We start from the raw sequence: 19,791 nt of genomic DNA, 5'->3' as shown, positions 1-19,791 counted from the left end.
AGGCGGCGCCTAGAACTTGAGGCCACTGATCATGCTGGCGACGTTCGACGTCAACTGATTGAGCGTCGGCGCGATGGTGGAACTCGCTAGGTAGAAACCGAGGAGCACGCAGACCACCGCGTGTCCCGCCTTCAGCCCCGACCTTCGGACCAGCAGGAAGACGACGATCGCCAGCAGCACCACGGCCGAGATCGAGAGTGCCACGGCGTTTCACCTCCACGTCGAGCGGAATCGGTACGCGCGTTCGCGCCCGGCGGGAGTCATACCCACCGTCCGCTACGGATCATAACTATCCGTGCCAGCGCATCGATCGAATTCCGGCAGCACACGGGGCGCACGCCGCGCATGAGCAGGGTCACACGGGAGGCCGACCGGACAGGCTCTACGCCTCCCCGACCGGCCGTCGGCACCCGCACGGCCGCTCGGCCTTCAGGCCGCACGCCGTAGATCTCGGGGCAGAAACGGGCAAGTTGCGCCCCTGTAAACCGAGTTCGGACAGGCCGGCCACATCCGGACCCGTCCCACGGGGTGGCCGGAAAAAGCCGGTCAGAGGGCGGCCGGCGGCGGCGCGGTCTGTGGCACCACCTGCTTCTCGGCCGCGAAGTGACAGGCCGACGGATGGGCCGCCGGGCCCGAGGGGAAGACCGCCGGCACCGCGAGCAGCGGTACCTGCTCCGCGCACCGCGCCTCGGCCTTCCAGCAGCGGGTGCGGAAGCGGCAGCCCGACGGCGGGTCGGCCGGGGACGGGACGTCACCGGTGAGGATGATCCGCTCGCGGCCCTCCCGGGCGGACGGGTCGGGGACGGGCACGGCCGACAGCAGCGCCTGCGTGTACGGGTGGGTCGGGTGGTCGTAGATCTGGGTGTCCGTGCCGATCTCGACGATCCGGCCCAGGTACATCACGCCGACCCGGTCGGAGATGTGGCGGACGATCGACAGGTCGTGGGCGATGAAGACGTAGGACAGGTCGAACTCGTCCTGGAGCTTCTCCATCAGGTTGATGACCTGGGCCTGCACCGACACGTCGAGCGCCGAGACCGGCTCGTCCGCGACGATGACCTCGGGGCGCAGGGCCAGGCCGCGGGCGATGCCGATGCGCTGGCGCTGGCCGCCGGAGAACTGGTGCGGGTACCGGTTGATGTACTCCGGGTTGAGGCCGACCACGTCCAGCAGCTCCTGGACCTTGCGCCGGCGGTCGCCCTTGGGAGCCACCTCGGGGTGGATCTCGTACGGCTCGCCGATGATGTCGCCGACCGTCATGCGCGGGTTCAGCGAGGTGTACGGGTCCTGGAACACCATCTGGATGTTGCGGCGAACGGCCTTGAGGGCCCTGGCCGACAGTTTGGCGAGGTCCTCGCCCTTGTAGCGGATCGCGCCCGCCGTCGGCCGCTCCAGGTTGACCAGCAACTTGGCCACGGTGGACTTCCCGCAGCCGGACTCGCCGACGATGCCCAGCGTCTCCCCGGCACCCAGGCCGAAGGAGACGCCGTCGACGGCCTTGACCGCGCCGATCTGCTTGCGCAGGACGACTCCCCGGGTCAACGGGTAGTGCTTGACGAGGTCCTGCACTTCGAGAAGGGACTCAGGCATGGAGGCACTCCTTCCAGAAGAAGCAGGCGCTGGTGCGGGCCTCGGCGACCCGCTCCAGGGGTGGGACCTCGGCGCGGCAGGCGGCGCCCGCCATCGGGCAGCGCGGGTTGAAGGCGCAGCCGGGCGGGATGGCGAGCAGGTTGGGCGGCAGACCCTTGATCGCGTACAGCTCCTGGCCCTTCTGGTCCAGCCGCGGGATGGAGTCCAGCAGGCCGCGCGTGTACGGGTGCGCGGGCGCCCGGTAGATCGCGTCGACGGGGGCCGCCTCGACGATCCGGCCCGCGTACATCACGGCGATCTTGTCGGCCACGTCGGCGACGACGCCGAGGTCGTGGGTGATCAGGATCAGCCCCATGTTCAGCTCGCGCCGGAGCTCGGCCAGCAGGTCCATCACCTGGGCCTGGACGGTGACGTCCAGGGCCGTCGTCGGCTCGTCGGCGATGATCAGCGAAGGCTCCAGGGCCAGCGCCATCGCGATCATGATGCGCTGGCGCATACCGCCCGAGAACTGGTGCGGGTAGTCTCCCACCCGCTCCTTGGCCGCCGGGATCTTCACCCGGTCCATCAGCTCGACCGCCTTGCGCCTGGCGTCCTTGCGGGACATGCCGCGGTGGACCTCGTACATCTCGCCGAGCTGCGCGCCGACGCTCAGTACGGGGTTCAGCGAGGAGAGCGCGTCCTGGAAGATCATGGCCATCTCGGCCCCGCGGATCTTCCGACGCTCCTCCTCCTTCATCCTCAGCAGGTCCCGGCCCTTGAACAGGATCTCCCCGCCCGCGATCCGGCCGGGCGGCATGTCCAGGATGCCCATCACGGCCTGCGCGGTCACCGACTTGCCCGAGCCCGACTCGCCGAGGACGGCGAGGGTCTCCCCCGCGTCCACCGAGTAGTCGACGCCGTTGACCGCCTTCGCGACTCCGTCGCGCGTCTTGAACTCCACGTGCAGGTCGCGGACTTCGAGCAGCATGTGCGGGACTCCTCAGCGCAGCTTGGGATCGAGGGCGTCGCGCACCGCGTCGCCGAGCATGATGAAGGCGAGCACGGTCAGGCTGAGCGCGCCCGCCGGGTAGAGCAGCATGTGCGGGGCGTTGCGGATCTGGGTGGCCGCGTGGGAGATGTCGATGCCCCAGGAGACGGTGGGCGGGCGCAGGCCCACGCCCAGGAAGGACAGGGTGGCCTCCAGCGCGATGTACGTGCCGAGCGCGATGGTGGCGACGACGATCACGGGGGCCACGGCGTTGGGCGCCACGTGCCGCAGCAGCATCCGGCCGTTTCCGGCGCCCAGTGCGCGGGCGGCCTGCACGTAGTCGTTCTGTTTGGCGGTGATCACCGAGCCGCGGGCGATGCGCGCGATCTGCGGCCAGCCGAGCAGCACGATGAAGCCGACCACGGGCCAGACGGTGGTGCTGGTGACGACGGACAGGAAGACCAGGCCGCCCAGGATGACCGGGATGCCGAAGAAGACGTCGGCGACCCGGGAGAGCAGGGCGTCGCTCCAGCCGCCGAAGAAGCCGGCGAGCCCGCCGAGCGCGGAGCCGAGGAGGGCGGCGCCGAGGGTGGCGCAGACGCCCACGGTGATGGAGGCGCGGGCTCCGTGGACGGTACGGGTGTACACGTCGCAGCCCTGGGTGTCGTAGCCGAAGGGGTGGCCGGGGGCGGAGCCCTGCTGCGACTTGGACAGGTCGCACTGGAGCGGGTCCCCGTCAGCGATGAGCTGGGGCCAGACCGCGATGAGGACGAGGAAAAGGATCATCAGCGAGGAGACGACGAAGACGGGGTTGCGGCGCAGTTGGTGCCAGGCGTCGGACCACAGGGAGCGCGCCCGTGCGCCGGAGCCGGCCGAGGGGCGCGACTCGCCGGGGGCGCCCGTTCCGGGGCCCTTCTCCACGCTCTCGGCTTCTTCCAGCGCCAGATCCATGGCTCCGCTCCTGTCCGGTGGGTGAGATCGCCTCGCGTGGGCCGGGGCCCACCGGCTCGTAGCCGCCCGGGCCCCCGGGACGCTCGGGCTCAGGCATAACGGATCCTCGGGTCCAGGACCGCGTAGAGCAGGTCGACGAGCAGGTTCGCCACCAGGAAGACGATGACGAGGATGGTCACGAAGCCGACCACCGTGGGCGCGTTGTTGCGCACGATGCCCTGGTAGAGCTGGAAGCCGACGCCGTGGATGTTGAAGATCCGCTCCGTGACGATGGCGCCGCCCATCAGGGCGCCGATGTCGGTGCCGATGAAGGTGACCACCGGGATCAGGGAGTTGCGCAGCAGGTGCCGGGTGACGACACGGCGGCGCGGCAGGCCCTTGGCCACGGCCGTACGCACGTAGTCGGCCTTGACGTTCTCGGCGATCGAGGTGCGGGACAGCCGGGTGACGTACGCCAGGGAGACGAGGGCGAGCACGATCCCGGGCAGGATCAGCTCGTCGAAGGGGGCGTCCGGGGAGACGGTGGGCCGGACCCAGCCCCATTGGACGCCGAAGAGGAATTGCAGCAGGTAGCCCGTCACGAAGGTGGGCACGGAGATGACGACGAGGGTGAGCACGAGCACGGAGGTGTCGACGGACCTGCCCCGGCGCAGTCCGCTGACCACCCCGAGGGTGATGCCGACGACGATCTCGATGACGATCGCGACGACGGTCAGGCGCAGGGTGACGGGGAAGGCCGAGGTCATCAGAGAGGTGACGCTCTGCCCGTTGAAGGCCGTGCCGAAGTCGCCCTGGAAGATCTGCCCCATGTAGTGGAGGTACTGCTTCCACAGGGGCTGGTCGAGGTAGAGGTCCTTGCGGATGCGGGCGGCGGTGGCGGGGTCGGGGGCCTTGTCGCCGAAAAGGGCGGCGACCGGGTCACCGAGCGCGTACACCATGAAGAAGATCAGGAACGTGCTGCCGATGAACACCGGGATCATCTGGAGCAGCCGCCGGATCACATAACGTCCCATGGACTGCTCCGGGCTCGATCCGTGCGGGGGTCAGCCGACCTTGATCTGGTCGTACACCGGAACGCTGAACTGGTTGAGGCTCACGTCCGAGATCCGCTCGGAGTAGCCGGCGCTGCCGTTCTGGTACCAGAGCGGGATGGACGGCATCTGCTCGGCGAGGATCTTCTCGGCGTCCTGGAAGATCGTGGTGGCCTTGGCCGCGTCGCTCTCCTGGTTGGCATCGTCGATGAGTCGGTCGAAGTCCTTGTTGCTGAACTTCCCGTAGTTGGAGGAGGCGCCGGTGTAGTAGAGCGGCTCCAGGAAGTTCTGGATCAGCGGGTAGTCGGCCTGCCAGCCGGAGCGGAAGGAGCCGGTCAGCTTGGAGCCGCTCTGCTGGTTGCGGAAGTCGGCGAAGGTGCCGACCGGATTGACCGTGCAGACCGGGCCCTCGCCCAGGGCGTTGTTGATGCTGTTGCAGACGGCGTCCATCCAGTCGCGGTGCGAGCCGGTGTCCACGTTGGAGGTCAGCGTGACCTTGCCGCCGGGGAGCCCGCCGCCCTCCTGGATGAGCTTCTTGGCCTCGGCCGGGTCGTAGACGCAGGCGTCGCCGCAGGCCTCGGCGGAGAAGCCGCCCTTCTCACCGAGGGCCGGTGAGGTCCAGTCCTTGGCGGGGGTGCGGGTCTCCCGGAAGATCTGCTTGGTGATCTCGTCCCGGTTGATCGCCCGCGAGATGCCCCGGCGGACCTTCTCCATGCCGTCCTTGCCCCACCGGGGGTCGTACAGCGGGAAGGTCAGGGTCTGGATGATGAGGGCCGACTGGTTGATGTAGCGGTCACCCAGGTCGTTCTTGACGTTCTTGAGCTGCTGCGCCGGAACGTCGTCGACGAGGTCGAGGTTGCCGGAGATGAGGTCCGTGTAGGCCGTGTTGTTGTCGGTGTAGACCTTGAGGTCGACGCCGCCGTTCTGCGCCTTGTCCTCGCCGGGGTAGCCGTCCCACGCGCGCAACTTCATGCCGGTGCCCTTGGTGTACGAGTCCACCGTGTAGGGGCCGTTGCCGACGGGCTTGTCCAACCAGGCCGCACGGTCGGTGAAGAAGGACTTGGGCAGCGGGGAGAAGGCCTGGTAGCCGAGGGTCTCGGGCCAGGTGGAGAACTTCTCCTTGAGGGCGACGGTGAAGGTCTTGGGGTCCTTGACGACCAGTCCGGACATCGTCTTCGCCTTGGGGTCGCCCGACGCCGGGTGCAGGTCCTCGTAGCCCACGATGTCGGAGAAGAAGGGCGCGTTGTTCTGCTTGTTGCGCACGTCGGCCGCGTAGTTCCAGGCGTCCACGAAGGACTGCGCGGTGACGGGCTCGTCGTTGCTGAACTTCCAGCCGTCCTTGAGGGTGATGGTGAAGTTCTGGCTGTCCGTCGTCTCGATCTTCTCGGCGAGCATGTCCTTGGCCTCGCCGGTCTTCGCGTCGTACCTCTTGAGTCCCCGGAAGAGCATGTCGAGGACCTTGCCGCCCTGCACCTCGTTGGTGTTGGCCGGCTCCAGCGGGTTCTGCGGGTCACCCCACGAGGAACTGATGATCCCCGCGTCGCCGCCCCCACCGCTGTCGCTCCCGCCGCCGCAGGCCGTCGCCGCGAGGGCGACGGCCATCGCACCTGCGGCCCACTTGGCGTGGGTGGCTCCGCGCATGGAGTGCCTCCTATGGGATCCCAAGACTCACGTAGGGGCCAATGTCACCCCTTGAGGGGTTCCGCACACTCCCGGTTGGACCGATTGCACCCCCGCGTCCCGCCCCTGTCACCCCTGCGGGTGCAAAGGCAGCTCCCAGGTGTCGACCGCGTAGTGCAGGGCCATTCCGTGCGCCTCGTAGAGCGCCAGCGCGCCGGTCTCGTTGTGCGTGTCCACGCCGAGGCCCACGGTGTCCCGGCCGCGTGCCGCGTAGGCGGCGAAGCCGTGGCGCAGCAGGTGCCCGCCGATGCCGCGGCCCCGCAGGTCCTCCCGTACGCCGAGGTGGCTGATCCAGCCCATGCTCGTACGGTCGTCGCGGGTGAGCAGCACGCCCACGTCGCCGTGGGCGGGCGCGCTCGCGATCCACACCAGGGACCAGTCCAGGGAGCGGGCGTCGAGGTGGTCCAGCCACGGCTCGTACGCGCGGTCCACATGGCCGAAGTGCGCGGCGAAGGTCCGCTCCACCAGGGCGTGGGCCCGGCGGCGGTCGGCCTCGTCGGCGGCGCAGTGGCGCAGGACCAGGCCGCCCGGTGCGGCCGGGGGGAGGCCGGCCGGGGGGAGGTCCGCCGCCGGGGACAGGGCGCGGGTCATGACCTGGTAGCGGCGGATGCGCCGGTAGCCGCGCCCGGTGAGGAGGGAAAGGTCGAGGGTGGGCCTCACGTTGAGCTGGATCCGCAGTGCCCCGGCCGGCGCCCCGGCGGCGAGTTCGCGGGCCCGGGCCTCCATCAGCTCCAGCAGCCGCAGGGCGGGGCCCGGGCGGCCGGGCAGCACGTAGTGGTCCCCGTCGACGCGGCCCGGGCCGGAGTCGGCCCAGACGAGGGCGTAGGCGACGAGCCGGCTTCCCTCGAAGGCGAGCCAGGAGTCGGTGGCCAGATCGACGTCGGGATGGTTGAGGTCGGCCTCCACGGTGCCCAGATCGGTCTCGGGGCGGCCGATCTCGGCAACGTCCACGGCGTTGAGCAGGGCGCAGATGTCGGCCGCGTCCCCCGGTCCGGCGGGACGTACGGTCAGTACGGGGCCTCGGCGGTCGTACGGTGCTTCGGTCATCGGGCCACTGTCCCCGGGCGCGCGGGACGGGTGCAACAGCCTTTTGCGGTACGGGGGCCGCGTACGGGAGCCGGGGGCGGGCACGCCGAAGCCCGGGGCTCCCGGGCCGGAGGATTCCGGCCGCGGGCGCCCCGGGCTTCACGTGTCTCGCGGGATCAGACGGCCAGGATGGCCTTCTCCTCCGCGAAGTGGCACGCCGACTCGTGCGCGGCGAAGGTGTCCTGGCCCTTGAAGCGCTCCGGGATCGCCAGCAGCGGCTCCTCGGTGGCGCACTTGTCCTGGACCTTCCAGCAGCGGGTGCGGAAGCGGCAGCCCGACGGCGGGTTGGCCGGGGACGGGACGTCACCGGTGAGGATGATCCGCTCGCGGCCCTCCCGGGCGGACGGGTCGGGGACGGGCACGGCGGACAGCAGCGCCTGGGTGTAGGGGTGCGTCGGGTGGTCGTAGATCTGGGTGTCCGTACCGATCTCGGCCATCTTGCCGAGGTACATGACGCCCACGCGGTCCGAGATGTGCCGGACGATCGACAGGTCGTGGGCGATGAAGAGGTAGGACAGGTTGAACTCGTCCTGGAGCTTCTCCATCAGGTTGATGACCTGGGCCTGCACCGACACGTCGAGCGCGGAGACCGGCTCGTCGCAGATGATGATCTCCGGGTTGAGCGCGAGGCCGCGGGCGATGCCGATGCGCTGGCGCTGGCCGCCGGAGAACTGGTGCGGGTACCGGTTGATGTACTCCGGGTTGAGGCCGACCACGTCCAGGAGCTCCTGGACCTTGCGCCGGCGGTCGCCCTTGGGAGCCACCTCGGGGTGGATCTCGTACGGCTCGCCGATGATGTCGCCGACCGTCATGCGCGGGTTCAGCGAGGTGTACGGGTCCTGGAACACCATCTGGATGTTGCGGCGAACGGCCTTGAGGGCTTGACCGGACAGCTTGGTGATGTCCTGGCCCTTGTAGAAGACCTCGCCCGCGGTGGCCTTCTCCAGGCTCATCAGCAGCTTGGCGACGGTGGACTTGCCGCAGCCGGACTCGCCGACGATGCCGAGGGTCTCGCCCTGGTACAGGTCGAAGGAGATGCCGTCGACCGCCTTGACCGCGCCGACCTGCTTCTTGAACAGGATGCCCTGGGTCAGCGGGAAGTGCTTGACCAGGTTGCGGACCTGGAGGATCGGCTCGCGCTCGGTGGTGTTCTTGGTGAGCTCAGCCATGGATCTGCTCCTTCCAGAAGTGGCACGCGCTGCCGCGGCCGGGCAGCTCGGTGCCGTCCCGCTCGGTCACCGGGTGCAGGACCGGCACGTCGGTGCGGCAGATGTCCTGCGCCTTGGGGCAGCGCGGGTTGAAGGCGCAGCCCGAGGGGATGTTGAGCAGGTTGGGCGGCAGGCCCTTGATCGCGTAGAGCTCCTGGCCCTTCTGGTCCAGGCGGGGGATCGAGTCCAGCAGACCGCGGGTGTACGGGTGCGCCGGGCGCTTGTAGATCTCGTGGACCGGGGCGTTCTCGACGATCCGGCCGCCGTACATGACGGCGATCTTGTCCGCGACGTCGGCGACGACGCCGAGGTCGTGGGTGATCAGGATCAGGCCCATGTTCATCTCGCGCTGGAGCTCCGCGAGCAGGTCCATGACCTGGGCCTGGACCGTCACGTCGAGAGCCGTGGTGGGCTCGTCGGCGATGATCAGGTCGGGCTCCAGGGCCATCGCCATGGCGATCATGATGCGCTGGCGCATACCGCCGGAGAACTGGTGCGGGTAGTCACCCACGCGCGCCTTGGCGGCGGGGATCTTCACGCGGTCCATGAGCTCGACGGCCTTGGCCGTGGCGTCCTTCTTGGACATGCCGCGGTGCACCCGGAACATCTCGCCGAGCTGGGCGCCGACGGTGTGCACCGGGTTCAGCGAGGAGAGCGCGTCCTGGAAGATCATGGCGATCTTCTGGCCACGGACCTTGCGGAACTCCTCGGCGGGCAGCTTGAGCAGGTCGGTGCCCTGGAAGAGGATCTCGCCGTGCGGGATCCTGCCCGGGGGCATGTCGAGGATGCCCATGATGGCCTGCGCCGTCACGGACTTGCCCGAGCCGGACTCGCCGAGGACGGCGAGGGTCTCGCCGGCGTTCACGGAGTACGAGACCCCGTTGACGGCCTTGGCGACTCCGTCGCGGGTGTGGAACTCGACGTGCAGGTCGCGCACTTCGAGCAGGGGGATCCCCTCCGGCGCCGAACGGGGCGCGGGGACGTTCGAGGTCTTGTCGATGATGGTCAACGTACGCCCTTCCTCAGCGCAGCTTCGGGTCGAGGGCGTCGCGTACCGCGTCGCCGACCATGATGAACGCGAGCACGGTGATGCTCAGCGCGGCCGACGGGAACAGCAGCACGTGCGGTGCCTGGAGCCAGCGGACGGAGGCGTCGCTGACCATCAGGCCCCACGAGATCTCCGGGGGCTGGACCCCGATGCCGAGGTACGACAGGGCCGCCTCGGCGGAGATGTACACACCCAGGCTGATCGCGCCGACCACGATGACGGGGGCGACGGCGTTCGGCAGGATGTGGCGGATCGTGATGCGCAGAGTGCCGGCACCGAGGGCGCGGGCGGCCATCACGTAGTCGTTGTTCTTGTTCTGCAGCACCGAGGACCGCATGATGCGGAAGATCTGCGGCCAGCCGAGGATGGCCAGCACCAGCGATACCGTCCAGGCGTTGCCCGGCAGGGCGGACATGATGAGCATGCCGCCGAGCAGCAGCGGAATCGCGAAGAAGATCTCGGTGAAACGGGACAGAACGCTGTCGATGACGCCGCCGGTCCAGCCGGCCAGCAGACCGAGGGAACCACCGACGAGGACCACCAGCGAGGTGGTGACGATTCCGACGATCACGGAGTTGCGGGCGGCCCACACCGTACGGGTGTAGACGTCGCAGCCCTGGATGTCGAAGCCGAACCAGTGGTCGGCGCTCGGCGTCTTGAGGGAGTCCTCCAGCTTGCAGGCCGCCGCTTCGAAGGGGCTGGCGCTGGTGAACCACTGCGGGAACGCCGAAATGATGAGCATGCACAGAACCAGGAAGGCGCCGATCAGGAAGACCGGGTTGCGACGCAGGTCGCTCAGGGCGTCGGACCAGAGACTGGCCTCGCGGTTCTTCTTCTTCGGGTCGGACTGGTCCGCAGGTGCGCCGGCGGAGGGGGCTCCGGCTATCTGGGTGTCGGTCATCGAGTCCCCCACCGTAGTCGTGTCACGCATAGCGGATCCTCGGGTCGAGCACGGCGTAGAGAAGGTCCACAAGCAGGTTCGCGAGGAGGTACACGAGGACCAGGATGGTCACACCGCCCACCACTACGGCACCGTCCTTGAGGTACACGGACTTGGCGAGCAGACCGCCGACTCCGTGAATGTTGAAGATCCGCTCGGTGATGACCGCACCGCCCATCAGCGCGCCGAGATCGGCACCCAGGAACGTGATGATCGGGATGAGCGCGTTGCGCAGCGCGTGGGACACGACGACGCGGCGGCGCGGAAGCCCCTTGGCGGTCGCGGTGCGCACGTAGTCCGCGCGCATCGTCTCCATCAGGCTGGTACGGGTCAGTCGGGCCACGTACGCCAGGGAGGTGGAAGCGAGGACGAGGGCCGGGAGGAGGTACCCGATCATGCCGTCGTTCTCGTTGAACGAGGGCGTGAAGAACTCGATGCCCCACTCGTTCTTCAGGTGCACGCCGAGCGTCAGCTGCAGCACGAAGCCGGTGACGAAGACGGGGATCGAGATGACCATCAGCGTCGAGAGCAGGACCAGCTGGTCGAGGAACTTGCCCCGGCGCAGGGCTGCCATGATGCCGGCCAGCACACCGACGACGGCCTCGATGGCGAAGGCCATGAGAGCCAGGTTCACCGTGTACGGGAAGGCCTCGGCGAACTGGTCGAGGACCTTGCGTCCGTTCAGGGACTCACCGAGGTCGCCCTGGAACACGCCGGTGATGTAGTTCCAGTACTGCAGCAGGAACGGGTCGTCGAGGTGGTACTTCTCGCGCAGCATCGCCGCGACGAGCGGGTCTGCCTTCTTCTCACCTGCCAGGAGCTGGATCGGGTCAGCACCCGGCATGGCGAAGGTCAGCAGATAGATCAGGAAAGTGGCGCCGAGCAGAACAGGGATCGCCTGTATGAGTCGGCGGATGAGGTAGCGGCCCATCAGACCTCCAGCGGAAGAACAGGGGGAAGGGGCAGGTGGGCGGAAACCTGATTCCGCCCACCCGCCCCCGGTGTCCCCTTGACGTGAAGAGGGGTGTTAGTTGAGCTCGACCTTGGCCAGGTCCATGCGGCCCTGGGCGTCGATCTCGACGTTCTTCACGGACTTGGAGTAGGCCGAAGAAGACATGTAGGTGAAGACCGGGATGTACGGAAGGTCCTTGATGATGACGTCATCGGCCTTCTGGTACAGCTTGATGGCCTCGCCCGCGTCGGCGGTCTTGTCGGCCTGGTCCATCAGCGTCTCGAACTCTTCGTTGATGTAACCGCCGTAGTTGGAACCGTGGTCGATCGCGGTCTTCGAGAAGATCGGGCGGAGGTAGTTCTCGGCCGCCGGGTAGTCCATGGACCACGCCATGCGGAAGCCGCCCTTGTACTTCTGGTCGCCCAGCTCGGTCAGCATGTCACCGAACTTGGTGAACGGCTTGGCGGTGACCTCGACGCCGAGGTTCGCCTTAAGCTGGTTGGCGACGGCCTCGATCCACTCCTTGTGGCCGCCGTCGGCGTTGTAGCCGAGCTCGATCTTGTTGCCCGGAACGCCGCCCGCCTGGGTGAAGAGCTCCTTGGCCTTGGTCGGGTTGTAGGTACCGACCTCGCCGAGGGCGCCCTTGCGGTAACCCGGGATGATGGGGCTGATGAAGTCGTCGGCCGGCTTGCGGGTGCCGTTGAAGATGGTCTTCGTGATGGCGTCCCGGTCGATGGCCATGGAGATGGCCTTGCGGATCTCCACCTTGCCGAACGCCTCGGGGTTCGTCTTCAGCGGGAGACCGATGTAACCGACGCCCGACTCCGGCTTGTACAGGTAGCGGTCGCCGAACTCCTGGGAGACGGAGGCCAGCGCCGAGACGGGGAGCTTGTCGACGATCTGGAGGTTGTCGGCGCGGAGGTCGTTGTACGCCGTGTCCAGGTTGTCGTAGATCTTGAAGGTGACGCCCTCGAGCTTCGCCTTCTCGCCCGCGTACTTGTCGTAGCGCTTGATCTTGATCTGCTTGTTGTGCTCCCAGGCGCCGTCCATCTGGAAGGCGCCGTTGCCGATCGGGGCCTCGCCGAACTTCTTCGGGTCGGCCTCGAACGCCTTCGGCAGCGGGTAGAACGCGTTGTAGCCCAGCATGGTCTTGAACTGCGAGAAGGGAGCCTTCAGCGTGACGGTGAAGGTCTTCTCGTCAACGACCTTGAGGCCCTTGAGTTCAGTGGCCGTGGGCTGCTTGTCCTTGCCCGGCGCCAGCTCCTCGGAGCCCTCGATCTTGTCGAAGAAGGGCAGCGACTCGGCGGCGTTGGCCTGGTTGGCACCCCAGTTCCAGGCGCGGACGAACGACTGCGCGTCGACCTTCTCGCCGTTGTGGAAGGTGTAGCCGTCCTTGAGCTTGATCGTCCAGACCTTCGAGTCCGTGGTCTCGATGGACTCGGCGACCGCGAGCTGCGGCTCGTTGGTCTTGTTGTCGTACTGGACCAGGCCGGTGAAGAGGGCGTTGAGAACCTCGGCACCCTCGGACTCGGCGGTGTTCTGACCCACCAGGCCGTGCTGCGGCTCGCCGAGCACCACCGTGATGCTTCCGCCGGCCTTGCTGCCGCTGTCGTCCTTGCCGGTACCACAAGCCGTGGCTGCCATCGCCACGATGACGGCACCCGCGACCCACTTGGCGCTCGTTGCTCCGCGCATGGGTAATTGCCTCCTCAGGAGTCACTGTTGATACGTGAGGGGTCCGGTGATCGCTGACACCCCTGACAGCGAATTCCGGCCCCGTCGTGTGTGCTCGTGAGTCGGCGCTCCCCACAGCGCGTGACCCATTGACCCGAGCTCAATGGAGCCATCCTCAGGGACGCCCAGACCGTAAACCACACTTAAGTGGTCTCGTTTTCACAACATCACCGCACGGCGAAAACCCGATATCCGGACAAACAGATAGGAGACAGACACGTGCGAAACGGACGGTTAGCTCAACTTCCGGAGTGTCACGGTCGGTATGCGGACACCTGAACGCAATAATCCGCTTGACAGAAGCGAACAACCCCTGCCCGCCACGGAGTACGTGACGGGAGGGGCTGCTGTGTTCCACGGTGTTTCAGCCAACGCGCCGGGCGTCGGCCACCGCCCAAGCGGGGCTTGAGCGGGCCGGGTTCGCTACTTGCCGGACTTGGCGCGCGACGCGGTGCGCGAGCGCTCCTTCTGGTCCAGGACGACCTTGCGGATGCGGACGGCCTCCGGGGTCACCTCGACGCACTCGTCGTCGCGGCAGAACTCCAGGGACTGCTCCAGGGAGAGCTTGCGCGGCGGAATCACGTTCTCCGTGTTGTCCGCCGAAGCCGCACGCATGTTGGTGAGCTTCTTCTCCTTGGTGATGTTCACGTCCATGTCGTCGGAGCGCGAGTTCTCGCCGACGATCATGCCCTCGTACACCTCGGTGCCGGGGTCGGTGAACAGGACACCGCGCTCCTGCAGGTTGATCATCGCGAACGGCGTCACCGAACCCGCGCGGTCCGCGACCAGCGAACCGTTGTTGCGGGTCACCAGCGGGCCGAACCACGGCTCGTGGCCCTCGTGGATCGAGTGGGCGATACCGGTACCGCGCGTGCCCGTCAGGAACTCCGTACGGAAGCCGATCAGGCCGCGGGACGGGACGACGAACTCCATGCGCACCCAGCCGGAGCCGTGGTTCGACATGTTGTCCATGCGGCCCTTGCGGACGCCCATGAGCTGCGTGACGGCGCCCATGTGCTCCTCGGGCACGTCGATCGTCATGCGCTCGACCGGCTCGTGCACCTTGCCGTCGATCTCCTGCGTGACCACCTGCGGCTTGCCGATGGTCAGCTCGAAGCCCTCGCGGCGCATCTGCTCGACCAGGATGGCGAGCGCGAGCTCACCGCGGCCCTGGACCTCCCAGGCGTCGGGACGCTCGGTGTCGAGGACGCGGAGCGAGACGTTGCCGACCAGCTCGCGGTCCAGACGGTCCTTGACCTGGCGGGCGGTGACCTTGCGGTCCTTGACCGCGGACTTGGCGTCCGCGCCCTTGCCGCTGCCGCCGCGGCCGACCATCGGGGAGGTGTTGGTGCCGATCGTCATGGAGATCGCCGGCTCGTCCACCGAGATCAGCGGGAGCGCGATCGGGTTCTCCGGGTCGGCCAGGGTCTCGCCGATCATGATCTCGGGGAAACCGGCCACCGCGCAGATGTCGCCCGGGCCCGCCACCTCGGCCGGCTTGCGGGTGAGCGCCTCGGTCATCATCAGCTCGGTGATGCGGACGTTGGAGATGCTGCCGTCGCGCTTGATCCACGCGACGGTCTGGCCCTTGCGCAGCTCGCCCTGCTCGACGCGGACGAGCGCGATGCGGCCGAGGAAGTTGTCGGCGTCCAGGTTGGTGACGTGGGCCTGGAGGGGCGCCTCTTCGTCGTACACCGGGGCGGGGACGTGCTCCAGGATGGTGGAGAAGAACGGCTCCAGGCTGTCGCTGTCCGCGGGGACGGTGCCGTCCTCCGGCTTGGTCAGCGAGGCCACGCCGTCACGGCCGCAGGCGTAGACGATCGGGAATTCGATCTGGTCCTCGTCCGCGTCCAGGTCCAGGAACAGGTCGTACGTCTCGTTGACGACCTCGTCGATCCGGGAGTCCGGGCGGTCGGTCTTGTTGATGCAGAGGATGACCGGCATCTTCGCCTGCAGGGCCTTGCGCAGGACGAAACGGGTCTGGGGCAGCGGACCCTCGGAGGCGTCCACCAGCAGGACGACCGCGTCCACCATCGACAGACCGCGCTCGACCTCACCACCGAAGTCGGCGTGGCCGGGGGTGTCGATGATGTTGATCGTGATCGGGGCCCCGCCGTCCTTGGGGTGGTACTTCACCGCCGTGTTCTTGGCGAGGATCGTGATGCCCTTCTCACGCTCCAGGTCGTTCGAGTCCATCATGCGGTCGTCGAGGTGCTGGTGGGCGGCGAAGGCACCGGCCTGCTTGAGCATGGCATCGACGATGGTCGTCTTGCCATGGTCGACGTGGGCGACGATGGCGACGTTACGGATGTCGTGGCGCGTGGGCACTTCGGCGCTTCTCCCGGGATCGTGGATGGCGTCGCGTACGGTCCGGCACGCGCGCCTCGACCGGGCGGAAAACCTGCCACGGCCTTACCCCATGGTACGTCGCGCAGCGGGAACCGCCTGCCGGGGGGTCTGTCAAGGGGCCGGACGACTGAGGAGGAGCGAGCGCGGGGTGGGGTGCGCGAGCCCTCGGTCCGACCAGTGTTCACACGGGTCAATGGGTATGCACGACCTTGCCCGCCGGGGTCCCCGGCGGGCAAGGAACTTGAGTCACTTCTGAGGTTGTGACCCGCGGGTCAACCTGACAGTCCCCGCTTTGTCACCACTTCTTCTCCCGGTCTACTTCTTCTTGCCCTTGGCGGCCGGTGCCTTCTTCCAGCCGATGTCCTGGTAGCGGGGGGCGCCCAGACCGAAGGCTCCGGCGTTGGCCAGGGCCGGTTTGACGGCCACCAGCTCCGGCCGCTGGTAGAGCGGGATCGACCCGGCGGCGGCCCAGATCCGGGCGTCCGCCTTGCGGACCAGCTCGCGCGACTGCTCCTCGTCCAGCTCGCCGACGGCCTGGTCGAAGAGCTGGTCGATGTGGTCGGTGCCGACCCGGGTGTAGTTCTGTTCGACGAGGAGCGAGCCGTCGGCGGCGGGCTCCGGCTTGGCGAAGATGGGCCGGGCGTCGGTGGCGGGGTAGGCGCTCGCCGGCCAGGAGTAGAGCGCCAGGTCGTACTGGCCCGACGCGATGTGGTCCTTGAAGAAGCTGTCGTCGGCCACCTTGGTGATCTCGGTCCGCACGCCGACCTTCTGGAGCATCCGGCCGATGCGCTCGCCGACCGCGCGCAGCGATTCCGAGCCGGGGCCCGCCGGGAGGACGAAGCGGAGGTTCAGCGCCTTGCCGTCCTTGGCCAGCATGGCACCGGAGGTACGAGCGGCCTGCTCGGCCGGGGCCGGTGAGCCCTTCGGCGGCTCCGAGGCCTCCCCGTCGCGGGCCGGGGCGCGCTTGCCGTCGGCGCCGTCGGCCGCGTCGGCCTGGGCGAGGAGTGCGGCCTCCTGCTCGGCCGCGAAGGGGGCCGGGGCCAGGACCGGTGAGGTCTGCTCCGGCCGGGCGCCCGGGGCGAAGGCGTCGGCGTCGACGATCTCGCCGTCGAGGCCGTCCGCCGGGTCGCCGAGACCGTCCGCCGGGCCGCCCGGGAGGTGCGCCCCGGCGGGGTCCTCGGCGCGGGCGCCCCGTACGCCGGCCGCCGCGCCGGCGCGGACCGCCGGGGACAGGTTCACGGTCGTCGAGCGCAGGTCGCCGTTGCGCTCGTCGTCCTGGCCGACGATGTAGAGGCCGTCATCGCCGGTGCCCGGGCCGGACGGGGTCTTCCCGTCGTCCTGCGTCCCGCTCTCGGCCTCCGCGCCCGCCTTGGCGCCGGCGGGCTCGGTGAGCTTGCCACCCGGGCGCCAGCCCGCGTCGGCGAGCAGTGCCCGGGCCGCCTGGGTGTCCTGCCCGCCGAGGGCGTTGCTGTTGTCGGAGTACGCCTGCTGCCCGGCGAGCGCCACGTGGCTGCCGACCGGCTTGGCGGGCAGGCCGAGCGGCTTGAGCACGATCTCGGCCAGCGCCTTGCGGTCCAGGGCGCGGGCCACGGCCCGGCGCACGCGCTCGTCCGCGAGCGGTCCGGAGGCCCCGTTCAGGGCGAGCTGGGTGTAGGCCCCTTCCAGGGACTTGCGGACCGTGAAGGTGCGCAGGGCGGCCTGCTCGTCGGCGTAGCGCTTCACCGACTCGATGTGCTTGCGGCGGCTCTCCCTCTCCGCCTCGGCCTTGTCCTCGTCCGCGCCGAAGGCGATGGCCCAGGACAGGGTGGCCTGCGCCGGGGTCAGCGCGGCGCCCGGACCGTGGGCGGGGGCGCCGTTCGCGCCGGCGGCGCCCCGCTTCGCTGCTTCGCGCCGGGCCAGCGCGATCCGGTCGGCGCCGCCGCGGTCGATCTCCGCCAGGTCGACACGGCCCGCGGCCAGCGCCGACGGCCGCTCGGCCCGCGGCACCGCCGTCAGTACCAGGGTGTCGAGCTTCGCGGGCTGTCCCCACCAGCGGGGGTTGCGGGTCAGGGCCGCGGTGCCGGTCTTCTTGTCGATCGCCCCGAGCGCGAAGGGTCCGGCGGTGACCTTGAGGGCGCCCCGGGCGCCCTCGTTGAAGGCGTCCGGGGTGCCGGTGACCTGCTTGGGGTAGAGCGGGCTGAAGAGGGAGCGCCAGTCGGCGTAGGGCTTGGCGAAGGTGACCTTGACCTCCAGGTCCGTCTTGCCCCGCTCGATCTTCTCGATCCGCTCGTACCCCGCGTTGCGCGCGGTCCAGTACGCCGAGTCCTTGCCGCTCAGCGCCCGCCACTGCGCGACGAAGTCGGCGGCGCCGATCTCGCGGCCGTCGCTCCACACCGCCTGCTGGTTCAGCTTGTACAGGACGACCTGCTTGGGCTCCCGCTCGACGATCCGGGCCTTCTCCAGGTAGTGCGGATCGGCCACGGGGCGCCCCTTGGCGTCCAGGACGAAGAGGTGCGGCAGCACGGCCCCGGCGATCCGCGCCGTGGTGGCGTCGGCGTCGGCCTGGAAGGTGTTCAGCGTCGGGGGGAGGGTGTCCACCGCCCAGCGCAGCACGCCCCCGTCGGCGACCTTGTCGCGGGCGGTCGTCGCGATGTCCGGTCCGGCCGCGGCCGGGCCGCCCTCGTCGTCACCCGCGCCGCAGCCCGTGAGCAGTGGCAGCGCGAGGACTCCCGAGGTCAGGAGCGCCAAGGACCTGCGCCTTCTCTGGGACATGGGTGGTACCTCCGGGGCGGGGCGTGGGGGAAGCATGATCACGTCCGGCGGTATATGGAGCTGATCACACCGGTTGCCGGAAACCCACTGAAAGCGAAGCCCCGCCGGACCCCCCGCAGCCGGTTCGCGCCACGCCGCGAACCCCACCCGTGCGGACCAATCCCGCTTGCGTGGCGATGGCAGTTCCCCCGGGGGAGGGATGAGAATGGGGCGGGGAGGGGCGCACGATTCGCGCCTGCGCGCTCGCAATAGCCGCACATCCCTTCACAACCGGGGACGTGAGGCGCGACACTCGCAGGCGCACATGAGCGCTGCCACCGCACCCTGCGGAAGTGAGGGCAAATCATGTCCCTGCAAGACGATCTGAACGCCGTACGGCGCAACCTGGACGAGCTGACGCGCAAGGTCGAACAGCTGGAGCGGCAGGCCGGAGGAAGACCGGCGGGCGCGGCACCGGGGTCCGCGCCGGAGCCGTCCCGGATGGTGACCGTCCCGGACACGCCGTACGACAGCACGCTGTGGACCGACTCCGACGACGAGGGCCTGGGCGCCCGCGACCGTCGCGCCCCCTGACGGGCCGGTACCGGCCCCCGACGTCCACGCTCCACCCATCGGGCCCGGCCGCCCACGCGGCCGGGCCTCCTGGGCCACCCCTCATCACTCCACCCGGAGTCCCCTTTGGCCACAGGTACGGAACGACCCCAGCAGCGGCCCGGCGGCGTCCACGACGCCTCCCGGGCCGCGATCACTGCCGGGCACCTGCGCACCGACCGGTGGTGGCTGGCCCCCGCCGGCACCGCGGCCGGGCTGCTCGCCTTCATCGTGTACTCGACCTGGCGGGCCTTCGCGAACGCCGACTACTACGCGGCCCCGTACGTCTCCCCGTTCTACTCCCCGTGCCTCGCCGAGAACTGCCAGGAGATGCGCGGCGGCCCCAACTGGGACCTCGTCGGCAGCTGGTGGGGCCTGTCCCCCGCACTGCTGATCCTGGTCTTCCCGCTCGGCTTCCGGCTGACCTGCTACTACTACCGCAAGGCCTACTACCGGGGCTTCTGGGCCTCGCCGCCCGCCTGCGCGGTCGCCGAGCCGCACACGAAGTACACCGGCGAGACCCGCTTCCCGCTGATCTTCCAGAACATGCACCGGTACTTCTTCTACGCGGCGGTGCCGGTCGCGGGCATCCTCACCTACGACACGGTGCTGACCTTCCGCGACGAGCACTACGCGTGGGGCCACATGGGCCTCGGGACCCTGCTGTTCCTGGTCAACATCGCGCTGATCTGGGCCTACACGCTGTCCTGCCACTCCTGCCGGCACATCATGGGCGGCCGGCTCAAGCACTTCTCGAAGCACCCGGTGCGCTACCGGCTGTGGGGCTGGGTCAGCCGGCTCAACACCCGCCACATGCAACTGGCGTGGGCCTCGCTGATCAGCGTGGCCGCGTGCGACTTCTACGTCTACCTGCTGGCCAGCGGCGCCTTCACCGACCCGAGGATCTTCTGAC

The 19,791-nt window shown here is 69.0% G+C and carries 15 protein-coding genes and 1 pseudogene; 2 read left to right on the top strand and 14 right to left on the bottom strand.

The genetic code is table 11. From position 1 onward, the window contains the following. Window positions 1-9: 9 nt before the first annotated feature. The 14 genes and pseudogenes from ACWFQ8_RS27185 to ACWFQ8_RS27120 form a co-directional block, all read right to left on the bottom strand. Window positions 10-204, bottom strand: coding sequence for a hypothetical protein (locus ACWFQ8_RS27185; RefSeq protein ID WP_267718192.1), 195 nt, complete (start codon window positions 202-204; stop codon window positions 10-12). A 342-nt stretch (window positions 205-546) separates the two neighbouring features. After that, the gene (locus ACWFQ8_RS27180; protein ID WP_453788909.1) at window positions 547-1,590 is read right to left on the bottom strand and encodes an ABC transporter ATP-binding protein; all 1,044 of its coding nucleotides are present in this window, start codon (window positions 1,588-1,590) and stop codon (window positions 547-549) included. After that, complete coding sequence (locus ACWFQ8_RS27175) at window positions 1,583-2,557, bottom strand: ABC transporter ATP-binding protein (protein WP_453788908.1); 975 nt, start codon at window positions 2,555-2,557, stop codon at window positions 1,583-1,585. The genes ACWFQ8_RS27180 and ACWFQ8_RS27175 overlap by 8 nt, the downstream gene beginning before the upstream one ends. Before the next feature lie 12 nt (window positions 2,558-2,569). Further along, window positions 2,570-3,605: pseudogene (locus tag ACWFQ8_RS27170) on the bottom strand (ABC transporter permease). Beyond that, a complete protein-coding gene (locus ACWFQ8_RS27165; protein WP_453788907.1) occupies window positions 3,598-4,521 on the bottom strand; it encodes an ABC transporter permease in 924 nt (307 codons plus the stop codon). Before ACWFQ8_RS27165 ends, ACWFQ8_RS27170 begins: the two are co-directional and overlap by 8 nt. A gap of 30 nt (window positions 4,522-4,551) precedes the next feature. After that, entirely contained in the window at window positions 4,552-6,180 is a 1,629-nt protein-coding gene (locus ACWFQ8_RS27160) for a peptide ABC transporter substrate-binding protein (RefSeq protein WP_453788906.1), read from the bottom strand. A 108-nt stretch (window positions 6,181-6,288) separates the two neighbouring features. Then, on the bottom strand, window positions 6,289-7,266 hold the full coding sequence (locus ACWFQ8_RS27155) for a GNAT family N-acetyltransferase (RefSeq protein WP_453788905.1): 978 nt from the start codon (window positions 7,264-7,266) through the stop codon (window positions 6,289-6,291). Between the two features lie 155 nt (window positions 7,267-7,421). Next, entirely contained in the window at window positions 7,422-8,474 is a 1,053-nt protein-coding gene (locus ACWFQ8_RS27150; RefSeq protein ID WP_453788904.1) for an ABC transporter ATP-binding protein, read from the bottom strand. After that, complete coding sequence (locus ACWFQ8_RS27145; protein WP_453788903.1) at window positions 8,467-9,522, bottom strand: ABC transporter ATP-binding protein; 1,056 nt, start codon at window positions 9,520-9,522, stop codon at window positions 8,467-8,469. Before ACWFQ8_RS27145 ends, ACWFQ8_RS27150 begins: the two co-directional genes overlap by 8 nt. 13 nt (window positions 9,523-9,535) lie before the next feature. Beyond that, window positions 9,536-10,492 (bottom strand): ABC transporter permease, encoded by a 957-nt coding sequence (locus ACWFQ8_RS27140; RefSeq protein ID WP_453788902.1) that lies wholly within the window; start codon window positions 10,490-10,492, stop codon window positions 9,536-9,538. Further along, a complete protein-coding gene (locus tag ACWFQ8_RS27135) occupies window positions 10,485-11,432 on the bottom strand; it encodes an ABC transporter permease (protein ID WP_453788901.1) in 948 nt (315 codons plus the stop codon). Before ACWFQ8_RS27135 ends, ACWFQ8_RS27140 begins: the two co-directional genes overlap by 8 nt. A gap of 96 nt (window positions 11,433-11,528) precedes the next feature. After that, window positions 11,529-13,148, bottom strand: a complete 1,620-nt coding sequence (locus ACWFQ8_RS27130) for a peptide ABC transporter substrate-binding protein (RefSeq protein ID WP_453788900.1) — start codon at window positions 13,146-13,148, stop codon at window positions 11,529-11,531. Between the two features lie 462 nt (window positions 13,149-13,610). Beyond that, the gene (gene typA, locus ACWFQ8_RS27125; RefSeq protein WP_453788899.1) at window positions 13,611-15,515 is read right to left on the bottom strand and encodes a translational GTPase TypA; all 1,905 of its coding nucleotides are present in this window, start codon (window positions 15,513-15,515) and stop codon (window positions 13,611-13,613) included. Window positions 15,516-15,851: 336 nt separating this feature from the next. After that, window positions 15,852-18,287: an ABC transporter family substrate-binding protein gene (locus ACWFQ8_RS27120; protein WP_453788898.1), complete on the bottom strand. Its 2,436-nt coding sequence runs from the start codon at window positions 18,285-18,287 to the stop codon at window positions 15,852-15,854. A 345-nt stretch (window positions 18,288-18,632) separates the two neighbouring features. Here ACWFQ8_RS27120 and ACWFQ8_RS27115 point away from each other — a divergent pair, with 345 nt between their 5' ends. Then, entirely contained in the window at window positions 18,633-18,860 is a 228-nt protein-coding gene (locus ACWFQ8_RS27115; protein ID WP_453788897.1) for a hypothetical protein, read from the top strand. Between the two features lie 105 nt (window positions 18,861-18,965). Further along, complete coding sequence (locus tag ACWFQ8_RS27110; protein ID WP_453788896.1) at window positions 18,966-19,790, top strand: hypothetical protein; 825 nt, start codon at window positions 18,966-18,968, stop codon at window positions 19,788-19,790. Window position 19,791: the final 1 nt, after the last annotated feature.

The organism is Streptomyces sp. NPDC055254 (assembly GCF_053606025.1).
The sequence above is the reverse complement of the archived record's forward strand: the minus strand, read 5'-3'. Positions and strand labels throughout refer to the sequence as shown.

Coding starts and splice junctions, on each gene's coding strand:
- ACWFQ8_RS27180 (WP_453788909.1), bottom strand. CDS start 1,590: ATGCCTGAGTCCCTTCTCGAAGTGCAGGACCTCGTCAAGCACTACCCG.
- ACWFQ8_RS27175 (WP_453788908.1), bottom strand. CDS start 2,557: ATGCTGCTCGAAGTCCGCGACCTGCACGTGGAGTTCAAGACGCGCGAC.
- ACWFQ8_RS27165 (WP_453788907.1), bottom strand. CDS start 4,521: ATGGGACGTTATGTGATCCGGCGGCTGCTCCAGATGATCCCGGTGTTC.
- ACWFQ8_RS27160 (WP_453788906.1), bottom strand. CDS start 6,180: ATGCGCGGAGCCACCCACGCCAAGTGGGCCGCAGGTGCGATGGCCGTC.
- ACWFQ8_RS27155 (WP_453788905.1), bottom strand. CDS start 7,266: ATGACCGAAGCACCGTACGACCGCCGAGGCCCCGTACTGACCGTACGT.
- ACWFQ8_RS27150 (WP_453788904.1), bottom strand. CDS start 8,474: ATGGCTGAGCTCACCAAGAACACCACCGAGCGCGAGCCGATCCTCCAG.
- ACWFQ8_RS27140 (WP_453788902.1), bottom strand. CDS start 10,492: ATGCGTGACACGACTACGGTGGGGGACTCGATGACCGACACCCAGATA.
- ACWFQ8_RS27135 (WP_453788901.1), bottom strand. CDS start 11,432: ATGGGCCGCTACCTCATCCGCCGACTCATACAGGCGATCCCTGTTCTG.
- ACWFQ8_RS27130 (WP_453788900.1), bottom strand. CDS start 13,148: ATGCGCGGAGCAACGAGCGCCAAGTGGGTCGCGGGTGCCGTCATCGTG.
- ACWFQ8_RS27120 (WP_453788898.1), bottom strand. CDS start 18,287: ATGTCCCAGAGAAGGCGCAGGTCCTTGGCGCTCCTGACCTCGGGAGTC.
- ACWFQ8_RS27115 (WP_453788897.1), top strand. CDS start 18,633: ATGTCCCTGCAAGACGATCTGAACGCCGTACGGCGCAACCTGGACGAG.